Source organism: Pseudoalteromonas sp. SCSIO 43201 (assembly GCF_023716725.1).
Taxonomy (GTDB): Bacteria; Pseudomonadota; Gammaproteobacteria; order Enterobacterales; family Alteromonadaceae; genus Pseudoalteromonas; species Pseudoalteromonas peptidolytica.
In genome coordinates this window covers 1,219,157-1,234,710 of record NZ_CP072683.1, presented here as the reverse complement: position 1 = coordinate 1,234,710, position 15,554 = coordinate 1,219,157, and the positions used below count along the sequence as shown (strand labels likewise).

Sequence of the window (15,554 nt, the reverse complement as noted above, 5' to 3'; positions counted from 1 at the left end):
AACCGCGTTTGTTGCGAGCGAAGTTTTCCGATAGACCTAAATACAAAGCAGGCCATTTTCAATCATGTCTAATACTTCTGCATAAAAGCTAGATATAAGCCTCTTTACAGCATTAATTTGTGCAGACAAGAACAAGATGGAGTTTTTCCTACCACTCGCCTTTCGTCAATTAATGAGATTTAGGTTTTATCGAGCGACCAGGCTTTTCTTCTAGCGGCTTATCTGGCCAACGGTGCTTGGGGTATCGGCCACGCATCTCTTTAGCTACATCAAAGTAAGAGGTGCGCCAAAAATTTCCTAAGTCACTGGTAGTTTGAATAGGCCTTTTGGCTGGCGACAATAATTCGAAGCGTACCGCAACCTTACCACCAGCCAACATGGGTGACTCTAGCTGTCCAAACATTTCTTGCAGCACCACGGACACCGTCGGACCTTGATGCTCGTCGTAGCGGATCAAGACACGTTTTTCACTGGGTGTAATATAAAATTCGGGAGCCTGTGACGCTAATTGTTGCTGTTGATCCCACGTCAGTGTTGCCTGTAGCAAATTAAAGATGTCCAATTGTTTTAATTGCTTAATAGTACTCACACCGCTGAGATAAGGCAGCAACCACGTATCTAACTGCGCGATTAAATGGGCTTCTGAGATACACGGAAATTCATCCACGTGTTCGCCAAGCCATTTCGCTCGTGCAAGCCAAGCTTGACTTTTTGCGGACCAGTTTAATAGCCCAAGTCCTTGTGAAGTTAAAATATCCTTCACACATGACTCAAATTCACAAGCAGGGATCTGACTTAGGTTTTGTTCTTTTAAGATAAGTGCCTGGTAACATAGACGGCGACGCCCAAGTATCGCTTCTTTTTTATTGTCTAGCTGATAATGGGTTTCCTCGCTTAACTGCGAGGCTAACTGTTCAAGGAGTAGGCTCTGGCTCACCGCACAAGCCAGATATACTAGGCCATCTTTGTTTTTCCCATCCACATCACATACCACTAAATATTCCTCACCTTGCAGCGTATCTGCTTCGCGTAGCGTTACGCCTCTACCATTGGCAAGTAAATAACGATTGTCACCGTGAGCACGCTTTTGCGCAGCGCGGTCAACAAAGGCATGCAGTAGCAAACTAGCAGTATGGTTATGTATATCGGTAAGTGAGAGGCGTTCGATGTTTAACACAATACCCAACTTTTTAGCAAAAGACTTGGCTAAAGTAAGTACAACTTCAGTGGTCGCACGATGCAGGCGGTAGGCACTAGTGGCGGTCTTTTTGTCTTTACTATACTCAACTAATGCCAACAATCGCCGAGTAATATCACTGTTTTTGGCTTGTATTTGAATATCTCGTTCACTTAACATCGCTGCTAACAAGCAAGCAATTTGCTGTTCTTGTAATGTGCTACTATGCAATAGCATGCTTGCCAACCTTGGCGCAACCCCCAGCGCCAATGCCATTTGCCCAGCGGTTAAAATTTTATTTTGTTCATCAACGAGGTTTAGCGCGTGATTAAGTTGACGGGCAACCGTAAAGTGTCGTTCTGGCGGTGCACTTAGCCAATTAGCATCTTGGTATTGCGTTATACCCCAAGCACTTAACTCCAACGCTAGCGAGCAAAGATCGGTGGTCGTTATCTCTTCTGGCTGAAAGTCACTCAAGGTATTGTGCGCACTTTCTTGCCATAAACGTAAACAGTACCCTGGCTGTAAACGTCCTGCTCGTCCTGCCCTCTGAGTGGCAGAAGCTTTAGATATCATTACCGTATCCAACCGAGAGAGGCCACTTTTCACATCATAAGTCAGACGCTTTTCAAGTCCTGAGTCAATCACACCCGTGATCCCTTCTATGGTCAGACTGGTTTCAGCAATATTTGTGGCAAAAATTACGCGTCTCACCGCGGCACTTTGTTTGCTCAATACTTTTTCTTGCTCTGCCAATGGTAAACCACCGTATAGCGGCAAGCATATAATGTCCTCTCCAAGTGTGGCTTTGCAGGCTTCTATACAGCGTACTATCTCTCCTTGACCTGGGAGAAACACCAAAATATCGCCACTCTCTTGCACCCTAAGTACCTGTTGCAATGCACGCAGAACATGATCAGACAAATACTGCGACGGTTTACCAAAATAGGCGACGTCAACGGGGTAAGTTTTTCCTGGACACGTCAGTATCGGGGCATCATCGAGATAGCGAGATAACAGTGCGGTATCTATGGTTGCCGACATGACTAGCAGCTTTAGGTCATCTCTGTAAGCTTGTTGTACTTCATATGCCAGCATCAACGCTAAGTCAGCATGAATAGAGCGCTCATGAAATTCATCAAAAATAATCAAGCCAACATCCACCAGCTCAGGATCCGCTTGCAAACGGCGTGTTAATACCCCTTCAGTGACTATCTCTAACCGTGTTTTAGCCGACAGGCGTTTTTCGTTGCGAATTTGGTAACCCACCCGCTCACCAACGGTTTCTCCTAGCTGCTTTGCTAAATAATGCGCAATAGATTTAGCTGCAACTCGACGTGGCTCTAGCATGATAATTTTTTTATCACCGAATAAGCCTGCCTGTAATAATCGCAGCGGTACTAAGGTAGATTTACCTGCACCCGGCTCCGCTTGTAATACCAAACGACTATCTGAGGCAAGTGTTGAAATAATATCGGGAATAACAGCTTCTATGGGTAACAAAACGGGTCGTACTTTTTAGGTTGTTTTACCCTACATAATACACTTAAATGGCGCCATAATGTATGCTATTGCCTGCACAGCTTGTTACCCCGCTTTTCGAGAATAGATAAGATCAGCAAGATTTGAGAGCGTGCTCAGTCTCCCTGTTTGTAAATACGTCTGTAGGTTATGTGCAAGTGGACTGCTGCCGCTAAGCTCCTCACCCTCTCCTGCTAAAACACCGACCCACGCGTTTCTGCGCGATGCTTTTGCAAGATATAACCCACCATCAGCCAATTCTAGTACGTGCTCCCAGCCAAGCTTTTCAGGCTCACTAGGGTAAAAAGGAAAAGGAGCGAAGCCGATTGAGCAAGTACAATTGATAACTTGGTCATTGACGATAAAAGGGTAAATTTCCACTTGCCGCCTGATCCGCTCCATCACTTCCTGTGCTGCCACATAGTCTAAATCAGGCATCATCAACAAAAACTCTTCTCCACCCCAGCGAACTATCGTGTCTGACTCACGGGTGCACTGCTTTAAAATTTCAGAAAAATCTTGTAAAACTATATCACCAGCGGCATGACCAAAAGTGTCATTGATCCCCTTAAAGTGATCAATATCTACAATCACAAAAATAAGATCTGCATTGCCTTTTGGTGGCGCACCGTGCCAAACTTGACGGCATGCTTCAATTTTACTGTCAATAACACTAAAAAAATGATGGCGATTATTAAGGCCTGTCAGGCTGTCTGTAAAGCTCAAGGTTTGCAGGCGTTTGTTGCGCTCAGCAAGCTCTTCTGTTCGTGCTGTGACTTGGCTTTCAAGTCGTTTGGTGTACTGCCTATTTTGCCAGCGCCAATAAATCACTGTGATAAGCGTAAAGGTAAGTAGTGCAATTAACAGCCAACGCTGCTGATTGAGCCTTGCATTCTCAATCTGCTGTTGGTGAGCAATAATAAGCTTTGCCTGCTGAGCATTATCACGCTCAAGTGCATCAAGCGCTTGTTGTTGCTGCGCAAGCGAATACTGCGCTTCGAGTTTCAAAAGTTTGCTATTACGCTTTTGCAAATTTAACGACTTTTCAGTCACAGTATATCGCTTTAGGTATCGATGCGCCTGTTGATAGTTACCTCGCTGGGCATACGCTGCCGCTAATGTCCATTGAAGCTGAGACTGAAACAGCAAAAATCGCGTACCTAATGTGATTTCTAATCCCTGTTGAGCAAGTGTTATCGCATCTTTATATTCACCGGCTTGTAACGCGATCCGCGCTCGCTGCACCGCAGCCATAATGCGCATCCGCTGATTCTTCATCAGGTAGTTTTGCTCATCCAACTTTTGGATAATTGCTCTTGCTTGTGGGTACTTACCGAGCTGCAAATACGCCCATGAACGCGTTAAGCTTAACTGTGCGATAGTTTCTTGACGAACAGAGGAAGCTAACGGCGTGGCTGCGGTTTTAAGTGCCAATCGATATGCGCCTTTATCCATATATAGGCGTGCTTGCCAGAGCATAATCTCAGCATGTATCTGCGCGTTATCGTCAATTGTTTCTATCAATTGTAACGCTTTGTCTAAATACCGCTGTGCAAGATCAAAACTTTCAAGGTCGATATCTAGATGTGCAATGGCAAGATAAGTCGTGGCCTTAAGCATAGTGTTAGCTTCAGATCCAGCGAGTTGCAAAGCTTGTTGATGCAGATCCAGCCCAGCTTCAAACTCACCAAAGTGTTGCACTACACTCCCCTCAAGCAGTAGGGTTTTAATTTGCAATTCTTTATCACCCTGTCCCCGTGCTTGCTCTTTGAGGGCACGAATACTGGGCAATAGCGACAAATCATAGTCTTCTTCTACTGAAAGTAGCAAAGCATCGTACATCTGCTGCATGTGTGCTTTAGATTCATAAGCCAACGTACCAAAGGACGGCAAAAGTGCAAAAACGACACCAAACACCATAAGCAAAAATTGCATCAATCTACCTCAACTAACATTTTTGCATTAGCCACCTGCCAATTCGCAACCCTTTTGTTAATAAAGCCAGACTCAGTAAGTGCTCGCTTTATGATCCCCCTTTGCTTTAATACGTGTAAACCACGATTTAGCGCTGCAAATATTTGCTCACCTTCTGGGTGATTTTTACTTACAACGAAATGGCGAGAATCGGGTAATACAACTTTAATGTCTTCTATAGGAACATATTCTTTCCCCTCAAAGGTTAACACCAAAGAATCGCTCACACTGAAGTTGATCAACATGGTATCAACCACATTGCTTTCCACCATCTCTAACATAGTTTCCCATGGACCTATAAAACTCACCATGTGTAAATCTGTATTCATCAGGGCTCGCCAATCAACTGCCCATCTCGGGTTAGAAACCACATCAAGCTGCCTCAATTGGGACAGTGGAGTCTGTTGCAACGCGACATTGCGCTTTGTAACATACAAACCCGCCTCATATTCACCAACCTCAACAATAGGCTCAGAAATAAATAATGCGCCTCGATAATCTACGATACTTTCATGCCAAACACTGCGGGCCAGAATTAAGCTCTCTCCTGCTATCAGATCGGAAAACTCTAAAATATTGACAGATGGTTTTGGGTTGAATACAACTTGGCGGGTTTCGCCACCGAGAAACAGCGCTTGTTGCAGTAACACCATTTCGATGATTTCGATATGAGATCCCTTGGTTGTGGGATGAAAGGTGTCAACATCTAATACATGACGACCCGCAAGAAAGTCTTCGTAGCGTTGACTGAAATTTTCACTGCTAATGATGTCTACAACAAGCTGGTTGCTTCCCCAGCTAATGGGCGAAATAAACAAAAGCCAACATACCCACTTCATTTTCATTGTTGATGAAAACCTTATTATTAACAGTTATTCAATCTAGTATACGTTAGTTTAGTCTCCATTGTTAACCACAAAACAACATTATCTAATAAATTTGGATGCTTAATTTATCTAGCTCAAGGTTTGAATTTGGAACTATGTTAATTATTTTATTTAAGTGGTTTATTTTGAGGCAAGAAAATCTTGTCCGTCACATCGCTTTCACGCCCTGCTCACGCCGAGGTAACTACATCTGTAGGCAAGGTAAAACCTTACTATTTAGTTATTCTAAATAAGAAATTTTTAACGCAGCTAGATTTCTGACTTCAAATTGAACAAGTATTAAGGCTAATTGGTATCAGTCATAGGATGTGTTGTTTAGCGCAATAAAAAGCCCTATAGAAATAGGGCTATATCATCATCCAGTTTATGTCGTTTCTTAGCCGAGGTTTGGGCTGAGCCAGCGCTCAGCTTCCGCTAATGACATCCCTTGGCGCGTCGCATAATCTTCAACTTGATCTTTTTGAATAGTCGCAACGGCAAAGTACTTAGAATCTGGATGCGAGAAGTACCAACCCGACACCGCAGCTCCCGGCCACATGGCGTATGAACTAGTCAGCTTCATACCGATACGGTTTTCAACATCTAACAGTTGCCAAATTTTTTGTTTCTCGGTGTGCTCAGGGCACGCTGGATAACCAGGCGCCGGACGGATCCCTTGATAGTTTTCACGAATAAGCTCTTCATTACTTAGTGCTTCATCCGCAGCAAACCCCCAGTGCACTTTACGCACTTGCTCATGCAGATATTCGGCAAATGCCTCGGCTAAGCGATCTGCAACTGCCTTAACCATAATCTTGTTGTAGTCATCTTGCTTAGCATCAAATGCCTCTGCTAAGTCATCTTCTTCAAGACCACCGGTGACGGCAAATGCACCGAAATAATCAGGAGTGCCTTTAGGTGCAATATAATCCGACAAACAATAGTTAGGAAAATCGGTTTTTTCGGTTTGCTGGCGCAGCTGACATGACGTAACCAAGACTTCACTTCGTGACTCATCTTTGTAAATCTCAATATCGTCACCCACGCGGTTAGCCGGGAACAAACCAATCACACCAAGTGGCTGCAAACTACCATCTCGCTCTAGTTGATCTAACATGGCATTGGCATCATGAAACAGTTTTTGCGCCTCTTCACCAACCACTTCGTCTTGCAGAATACGTGGATATTTACCAGCCAATGACCAAGTCATAAAAAATGGCGTCCAGTCGATGTAATCGCGCAGAGTTTTGATGCTCACATCTTTAAACTCAGTGATCCCCAACTTACTTGGTACCGGTGGCGTATAGTTTTGCCAATCAAGTTTTGCAGCATTATCCCGAGCTCGCGCTAAGGTAACCGGTTTTGAGCGTGGCTTTTTACGCGCTTGTTGCTCTCGCACTTTGACGTATTCATCCGCGGTTTTTGCCAAAAATTCGGGCTTTTGTGTTTTACTTAGCAGGCTAGATACCACACCAACCGCGCGACTGGCGTTATTGACGTAAATCACACCTTTATCATACTGAGGTTCAATTTTAACTGCGGTATGGGCTTTCGATGTGGTAGCACCGCCAATAAGCAATGGAATATCAAAGCCGCGGCGTGTCATTTCTTTAGCGACATGCACCATTTCATCAAGAGAAGGCGTAATAAGGCCAGACAAGCCAATGACATCAGCATTTTCATCAATGGCCGTTTGCAGGATTTTTTCTGCTGGCACCATCACCCCTAAGTCCACAACTTCGTAGTTATTACATTGCAGTACCACGCCCACGATGTTTTTGCCGATGTCGTGTACATCGCCCTTAACTGTGGCCATGATCACTTTACCGTTACTTGAGCCCTCTTCTTTTTCTGCCTCAATGTAAGGGTCGAGGTAGGCCACCGCGCGCTTCATCACTCGAGCAGATTTCACCACTTGTGGCAAAAACATTTTGCCCGCGCCAAACAAATCGCCAACCACGTTCATACCATCCATCAGAGGCCCTTCAATCACTTGGATTGGCTTATCAAACAGCTGACGACAGGCTTCGGTGTCTTCGTCAATAAACTCTGTGATCCCTTTAACTAGCGCGTGTTCCAAGCGTTTTTCAACTGGCCAAGAGCGCCACTCTAGATCTTCTTTTTTGTCTGCTTGCGCCATACCTGAATATTTAGGCGCTATCTCAACTAATCGCTCGCCAGCACCAGCGTCGGTATTGAGGATCACATCCTCAACGGCATCACGGAGCTCTTTTGGAATATCGTCATACACTGCAAGCTGACCGGCGTTAACAATCCCCATATCCATACCCGCTTTAATCGCATGGTACAAAAATACAGAGTGGATAGCTTCACGCACGGGATTGTTACCGCGGAATGAGAAGGATACGTTCGATACGCCCCCAGACACTTTACAGTGCGGTAAGTTTTGCTTGATTCTGCGCGTGCCCTCGATAAATTCAACGGCGTAATTATCGTGCTCTTCAATCCCCGTGGCGACCGCAAAAATATTTGGGTCAAAAATGATGTCTTCTGGCGGAAACCCAAGCTCATCAACCAAGATTTTGTAAGAGCGCTGACAGATCTCAAACTTTCTATCTGCGCTCTCCGCTTGACCAACTTCATCAAACGCCATAACTACCACGGCTGCACCAAAACGTTTGATAATTTTAGCTTGATGAATAAATGGTGCCTCACCCTCCTTTAAGGAGATTGAGTTTACGATGGCTTTACCTTGAATACATTTCAGGCCCGCTTCAATGACTTCCCATTTAGACGAGTCAACCATGATGGGAACTTTTGAAATATCCGGCTCTGACGCTATCAGATTGAGAAACTTTACCATCGCTGCTTTTGAGTCCAACATGGCTTCATCCATGTTGATATCAATTACCTGAGCACCATTTTCAACTTGCTCTCTGGCAACATCTAATGCAGTTTCGTAATCCTCTTCTAGAATAAGGCGCTTAAACCTTGCTGAACCCGTTACATTGGTACGCTCACCGACGTTAGTAAATACTGCTGTTTGTGTCATGGTGAATTCCTAATTTAAGTTACAGGCTTCAAGTCCTGCCAAACGCATCCGCACTTCGATGTCAGGCAAGTTACGCGGCGGGGTTTGTGCAAGACCACGTGCAAAGGCGCTAATATGCTCAGGTGTGGTGCCGCAGCAACCACCAACTATGTTGATAAATCCTTCTTTACCCCAATCGATAATTTCTTTTGCCATGTCATCGGCTTCTAAGTCATATTCACCAAACTCGTTGGGAAGCCCAGCGTTTGGATGCACAGAGGTAAACGTTTCACATACCCGTGATAGCTCTTCTACATATTGTCTTAGTAAATCTGGGCCTAACGCACAATTCAGACCAATGGAAATGGGTTTAATATGGCGAATGGAGTTATAAAACGCCTCTGTGGTTTGCCCTGACAGCGTACGCCCTGACGCGTCGGTTATAGTACCTGAGATCATCACAGGTAATCTCACCCCAGCTTGCTCAAAAGCTTCCTCCACACCATAAGACGCGGCTTTGGCATTCAGGGTATCAAAAATAGTCTCAATCAAAATAAGGTGCGCACCGCCTTCAATAAGGGCAAGCGTTGACTCGACATAAGCTGCAACCAACTTGTCGAAAGTGATATTGCGAAAACCAGGGTCGTTTACATCAGGAGAAATGGAGCAGGTTTTTGATGTTGGACCAAGTACACCTGCCACATAGCGAGGCTTGCTGGGGTCTTGGGCGGTAAATTCATCGCACACCGCACGTGCAAGCTTCGCCGATTCGAGATTAATCTCTCGACTCAGGCTTGCCATATCATAATCTTCCATTGAGATAGTGGTGGCATTAAAAGTATTGGTTTCAATGATATCCGCGCCAGCAGCGAGATAATCACGATGGATCTGCTTGATAATCTCAGGTTGTGTCAAGCTTAGCAGATCGTTGTTACCTTTGATAAGGACATGCCAATCTTTAAAACGTTCACCACGATAGTCCTCTTCTTCTAATTTGTGCTTTTGGATCATTGTACCCATCGCACCGTCTAAGATCAGAATACGTTGCTGCATTGCTTGCTTAAGCTGCGCTGCAATTTGCTCACCGTTTACGGCTACATTATTCGGCATAATTGTTAGTCCTTACATCTTGGCTAACTAAGTTAATATCATAAGGTGTGGTTTGGTAAACATAGTAGTTTAACCAATTTGAGAATAACAAAAACGCGTGACTTTGCCATGTTTTGGAGGGGCGCTTTGTGGTGTCATTCTCAGGAAAATAGTTCTCGGGCAGTGGTGCATTAGCCATTTTCTCACAGTCACGTAAATATTCTTTTTGTAACGTGTCAGCATCATACTCTGGGTGACCTGTGATATAGACTTGACTGCCAGAATGGTTTTTTATTAAGTAAGCACCCACTTTTTCTGAGCCAGCTAAAATTACAAGGTCTTTACATGTATTAATTTTGTCGACATCAATATGGCCATATCGAGAATGAGGCACTAAAAATTCATCGTCAAAGCCGCGAGTCAGCGCCCCATGGTCAAAATAACAGTGGTGCTTAAATACGCCGCACAGTTTGTCATTTTTGAGTACTCGCTTTAACCCATAATGGTGATACAAACCGGCATGCGCTGCCCAGCAAGAGAAGAGCGTTGAAGTAACATGGTGCTCTGCCCAATCAAAAAACGCCTGTAACTCTTGCCAATACACCACATCGTCATACTCAAGATGCGCCAGTGGTGCGCCAGTGACGATCAAGGCATCATAGTTTTGCTCTTTTACATCTGAAAAATAGCGGTAAAACATGTCTAGGTGTTGCTCTGAATTTTCAGAACTGCGGTGAGTGTCTAGCCGTAGTAAATCGACATTCACTTGCAAAGGCGTATTGGCCAATAGCCTAATAAATTGCACCTCAGTTTCCACTTTATTTGGCATCAAGTTTAATATGGCAAGTCGCATAGGGCGGATCTCTTGCGTTGATGCACGGCTTTGTGGCATCACAAAAACATTTTCATGACGCAGTTGGGCAATGGCTGGGAGTTCGTCGGTGACGGTGATTGGCATGCGCTGCTCCAGACTAATCGAATGGCATTATTATGGACAAAAACAGGAAAATTTCAACCTCTAGATGTATGGACGTCCAAAACCCCATAATAACGATTTGATCTCGCTCCCTCCCCATTTTTTGTTCAATGTATGTATACTTGCCACCAAATTAATAAGCACAAGCAGCGTGGTATATATGATTGGCATTGGGGAAGCGGCAGCAATTGCAGCAGCCGGAGTATGGGCTGGTTCAACAATTTTATACAAGCGATTTAGCCATCACCTCAGTCCGTTTGAGCTAAACGTCAGCAAAGGCGTTATTGCTTCTGCTCTGATGATATTATGTTTACTCGTCACCGCTGATACCATGTACCCCACCTTACTCTCTAGTTGGGGCTGGCTGATTGCCAGTGGCATACTGGGCATAGCGATTGGTGACAGTGCCTACTTTGCTGCACTTAGAAATATTGGCCCTGCACGCACTTTGGTGATTGAAAGCCTAGCACCTGCCATTGCTGGGATCTTAAATATTATTATTCTTGGTGTTTATCTTAGCACATCAGCTTGGCTTGGCATTGCTATCACGACAGTAGGCGTAATGCTCGCAATCAAACCAAGTCGTAGCCAACCAGTAGTAGACAACAAGCACTATATACTTGGCGTTTGCTTCGCGCTTACAGCGGCTGTTTGCCAAGCTGCGGGTATGGTACTTTCCAAAGGCGCATTAACTAACGAAAGCATCAGCAGCTTGTGGGCAGCACTTATCCGTCTCGCCTCAGGTACCTTATTTGTGGCCTTTATTGTCACCTATCTGCGTTCACAAAGCCTACTTAAGGCACTCACGCTGAAACAAATTCAAGGCAAAAACTGGCTGTTTGTTGCGGTGTTTTTTGGTACTTTTATCGGCCTATGGCTACAGTTGATATCCGTTAATCATACCGACCCAGCCATCGCGCAAACCATCTTTGCAACGGCACCGCTTATGGTGATGACGATTGGGCTTTTACGCAGAGAAACTATCACTAAATCAATGCTATGTGGTGGGTTAATTGCGTTAGTTGGGGTATTTTTGCTACTAAGAGGATAGAGTATCGGTGTGATCACAGATATTTGCATTGAAGGCTCGCAAACTATTAACAATCAATTAAACTTCCTTCTACTACATTAAAAAAGGAATGAAGTCATGCGCGTTATCATTGCCATTGCTGCGCTCAATTTAATAGCTTGCAGTAGTACACTTGCTGTACAACAAGCAAATACCAAAGTGCTCGGCGCTTACACTATGTTTGCGCCCTCAACTACTGAAACCCCCAATATTTATGCTCGAGTGATTGTCGATGGTGTACTAACCGACGCCAGCCAATGTCCCTCTCTTATCTCAAATAAAGCTGTCACACCAATGACATTAAGAGCAAAGCGCCCAAACCCGGCGCACTTTCCTGTTACCGTATGTGAAGCAAAGCTAAGATCAAACACTGCCTATACAGTCACCAATAGCGCATTTTCGTTAGCACCAGTCACCTTTGACCCTAAGAAAATCGCGGTTTTCGGCGATACCGGCTGTAAATCGTCAGTGTGTAAAAACAACAGCGCTGCTGAGCCGTTTAAAAGCCTTACGGCGCAAGGAGCACAACAACGACCACAGCTACTGCTTCACATGGGAGATCTCAATTATCGCGGTACTGGCGGCGCAATCTCTGGGGATACCTACGCCTATGACGCAGGTGACGGCGGCTACGGTGGTGCAAGCTGTGGCTTAAATGACACTTACTACAGCCAAAACGCGCTAAATAGCCCCAGGCCAGACACATGGAGTAATTGGCAAGCCGACTTCTTTTTTGCGACGCGTCAACTTTCAGCTACGGCACCATGGATTTTTGCACGGGGAAATCACGAGTTGTGTAGTCGAGCTGGCGTTGGCTGGTTTTACTTTTTTGGCCCAGGGGCAGCCCTCCCTGATGCTGTAGACCAACAACAATGCCCAGCACAAGGTGATTATACTCAACCACCAAAATCTGCAAGCGCGCATATCATTGTGCAAAACTCCTATACCATCAATTTAAAGCCGCTCAGTATTTGGGTAATGGATAGCGCGAATGCGTGTGATGCCAGTGCCGATAATGGGCTAACTAAAGTTTACCAGCAACAATATCAAAGACTAAATGTCAGAAGTGAATTACTAAAAACCAAGCCCATGTGGATCATGAGCCACAGACCCATTTGGGGCGTTGAGAACCCAACAACCAAAGATACCCTAAACGTAATGCTACAAACTGCATTGAAACGCACCAAATCTGGCCAACTGCCCGATCATGTAAAATTATCGCTCGCAGGACATATGCACATTTATCAGTCTTCAACTTTTGCAACAAGCACCGCTAGGCCGCCGCAAATTGTCGTAGGTAACAGTGGTGTTAGTTTAAGTAACACCAATGCCTTTAGTGAATATGATTACAACTTGGATGGTGAAAATGCGGTGGTGAATACACAAGGCAAATTTGGCTTTTTATCAATTGAACTTGGTAAAGGAGGAAAGTGGCAAGGACAGTTTTTGGATGAAAATGGTGCAGCCTTTTTAACTTGTGATAGTGAAATTTCAGACAAAAAAGCGGTGTGCTTAGCAAAATAAAAACGAATATTTCTTAACTAACCTAAGGTTTGGATAAACAATAGATTGGCAGGTTTTGCTTTCAACTTATAACCTTGTGGCATTTGCTAGACTAGGGGCTACTACGCCCCTATTCCATTTACTCTAGACTGAGGTGAGAAGTGAGTTAATATCCTACCGCAGCACTGTCAGCTCGTCTTGGATCTGAGGAACCAAATAGCCCTTTATCGGTAAGCATGATTGACTGGGTCGATCCCATGGCGTTTTTTTCTGAAAGCCTATGCCCTTTACTTTCGAGTAGGCGTCGGGTGTCACCATTTAAACTACGCTCTATCCGAATTTCATCTGGTAACCATTGATGATGAATACGCGGAGCCACGGTCGCTTCAGCGATATTCAAGCCATGATCGATAACATTCATAATGACCTGTAGCGTGGTGGTGATAATTCGTGAGCCACCCGGACTACCTGTTACTAAAAAGGGTTTACCCTCTTTCATGACGATGGTCGGGGTCATCGAACTTAGCGGACGTTTCTTACCTTCAACAGCGTTGGCTTCACCACCGACTAACCCAAAGCCATTAGGACTACCGGGTTTGGCCGAGAAGTCGTCCATTTCGTTGTTGAGTAAAATCCCCGTACCTGCCGCTACAATACCCGAGCCGTAGCTAAAGTTTAGAGTATAAGTGTTACTAACTGCATTCCCCCATTTATCAACGACGGAATAGTGCGTGGTTTGGTTACTTTCAAACGGTAGCAATTTACCGGGCTTAATTTCACTACTTGGCGTTGCCTTATCTGGATGTATCTTTTTACTGCGTTGCTTTGCAAACTGCTTATCAACTAACGCCTCAACTGGTACGTCATAAAAATCAGGGTCGCCTAAGTATTCACTGCGATCAGCGTAGGCACGCTTCATAACTTCAGCCATCAAATGGATAGTTGCGGCGCTGTTATGACCCAGTTCACCAATTGGGTATTGCTCCAACATATTTAACATCTCTATGATATGAACTCCACCTGATGAAGGCGGCGGCATAGAGATGATTTCGTAGCCTCGATATGACCCTGTTAGCGGCTGACGCTCCAGCGCTTTATATGCTTTTAGATCGTCAAGTGTCATAATGCCACCAGCCGCCTCTACTGCCGCAACGATTTTCTTAGCCGTCTCGCCTTGGTAAAAACCCGCACTGCCCTTTTCTGCGATTAGCGTTAAAGAGTGAGCAAGATCAGTTTGTACCAACCATTCATTTGGTTTGTAACTACTGCCATCTTCTTTATAAAATATTGCCTTAGACGCGGGTACATCTAGCATTCGCTGCTTAATGTAATTATGAGATAGTGAGTTGGCTAGATCGGAGGTCACTTTAATGCCATCACGCGCCAGCTTTATCGCCGGTTGCATAACTTGGCTAAGGGTCATGGTGCCATACTTTTTTAGTGCTAACTCCATCCCCATAACAGTACCTGGGACACCCACAGCAAGGCCATGTTGAAGGCTAAGTTTAGGGTCTACTTCACCGTTTTCATCAAGAAAAATACCTTTATGGGCGCTACTTGGCGCCATTTCGCGATAATCAATAGCGATGGTTTTATTTTCTTTTGCTAAATGCACTAACATAAAGCCACCACCACCAATGTTTCCAGCCCTTGGTAAAGTTACCGCCAGACTAAACCCAACCGCAACAGCTGCATCAACGGCATTACCACCTTGCTTAAGGATCTCTACACCTATCTGACTGGCAAGTGCTTCTTGACTCGACACCATACCATGCTCAGCCCAGATTGGTTGCGCCGTAGCTTTAGAGCTAAATATGGGTGACTCGTCAGCATGCGCCGTGTTTCCAAGCGCAGCACCTACGCACAAGGAGACAGAGCAAGACCACACCAGTGCTGTTAATTTTCGCATCTTCATTCCGTTTTCAATTATTCTCATGATGCAGTGTTGCATGAATAAAAAGACCAAACAATCTCAATGCGTTGGGCTACTGACAATGTAAATTCACCTATACCCTAGTTGTTAAATTTGTAGCTAGAGAAAGGCTTATCAGCAAGAGTTTAAGCTAAACAGCGTTAGAGAAACTAAAAAGGAAACACACCAAAAACATATTTGACAAAAAATTTACATTAGGTACATTCAATATTGCAGTTTATTTTTTATACGACTATGTCAGCTTTCACGATAAGGACAATAAGATGAAATTAACACTAGCAAAAAGAAATATAAAACAACTCAACCGCACAACAACTTTGGAAAAAGCCCAAACTCCAAATATCGCAGGTGGTTATATTACCGCGGGGTGTGACAGAGAAATAACCGATTTATGTAACAGCAAAGCATTTGGCTCTTGCTATAACTGTGGTTCACTTCGCTGTTAATACTCTTT

The 15,554-nt window shown here is 44.6% G+C and carries 10 protein-coding genes; 3 read left to right on the top strand and 7 right to left on the bottom strand.

What is annotated here, in order from left to right; genetic code table 11:
• Positions 1–169 precede the first annotated feature (169 nt).
• From hrpB to J8Z24_RS05325, 6 genes are all read right to left on the bottom strand, one after another.
• Entirely contained in the window at positions 170–2,680 is a 2,511-nt protein-coding gene (gene hrpB, locus J8Z24_RS05350) for an ATP-dependent helicase HrpB (RefSeq protein ID WP_252095432.1), read from the bottom strand.
• A gap of 84 nt (positions 2,681–2,764) precedes the next feature.
• Entirely contained in the window at positions 2,765–4,633 is a 1,869-nt protein-coding gene (locus J8Z24_RS05345; protein ID WP_252095430.1) for a tetratricopeptide repeat-containing diguanylate cyclase, read from the bottom strand.
• Entirely contained in the window at positions 4,633–5,517 is an 885-nt protein-coding gene (locus J8Z24_RS05340; protein ID WP_176033082.1) for a hypothetical protein, read from the bottom strand. The genes J8Z24_RS05345 and J8Z24_RS05340 overlap by 1 nt, the downstream gene beginning before the upstream one ends.
• A 418-nt stretch (positions 5,518–5,935) precedes the next feature.
• Positions 5,936–8,551, bottom strand: coding sequence for a methionine synthase (metH, locus tag J8Z24_RS05335; protein WP_217704675.1), 2,616 nt, complete (start codon positions 8,549–8,551; stop codon positions 5,936–5,938).
• A gap of 9 nt (positions 8,552–8,560) precedes the next feature.
• A complete protein-coding gene (locus tag J8Z24_RS05330) occupies positions 8,561–9,640 on the bottom strand; it encodes a homocysteine S-methyltransferase family protein (protein ID WP_217704676.1) in 1,080 nt (359 codons plus the stop codon).
• A complete protein-coding gene (locus J8Z24_RS05325) occupies positions 9,630–10,577 on the bottom strand; it encodes a homoserine O-succinyltransferase (protein ID WP_252095428.1) in 948 nt (315 codons plus the stop codon). The genes J8Z24_RS05330 and J8Z24_RS05325 overlap by 11 nt, the downstream gene beginning before the upstream one ends.
• A 178-nt stretch (positions 10,578–10,755) precedes the next feature.
• On the opposite strand from J8Z24_RS05325, the gene J8Z24_RS05320 reads away from it, so the two are divergent.
• Positions 10,756–11,646: a DMT family transporter gene (locus tag J8Z24_RS05320; protein ID WP_128731612.1), complete on the top strand. Its 891-nt coding sequence runs from the start codon at positions 10,756–10,758 to the stop codon at positions 11,644–11,646.
• Between the two features lie 96 nt (positions 11,647–11,742).
• A complete protein-coding gene (locus tag J8Z24_RS05315; protein ID WP_252095427.1) occupies positions 11,743–13,188 on the top strand; it encodes a metallophosphoesterase in 1,446 nt (481 codons plus the stop codon).
• A 145-nt stretch (positions 13,189–13,333) separates the two neighbouring features.
• On the opposite strand, the gene ggt is transcribed toward J8Z24_RS05315, so the two are convergent.
• A complete protein-coding gene (gene ggt, locus J8Z24_RS05310) occupies positions 13,334–15,076 on the bottom strand; it encodes a gamma-glutamyltransferase (protein WP_147390867.1) in 1,743 nt (580 codons plus the stop codon).
• Positions 15,077–15,363: 287 nt separating this feature from the next.
• On the opposite strand from ggt, the gene J8Z24_RS05305 reads away from it, so the two are divergent.
• Positions 15,364–15,546 carry a hypothetical protein gene (locus J8Z24_RS05305; protein WP_176033084.1) on the top strand — a complete coding sequence of 61 codons (183 nt, stop codon included), beginning with the start codon at positions 15,364–15,366 and terminating at the stop codon, positions 15,544–15,546.
• Positions 15,547–15,554: the final 8 nt, after the last annotated feature.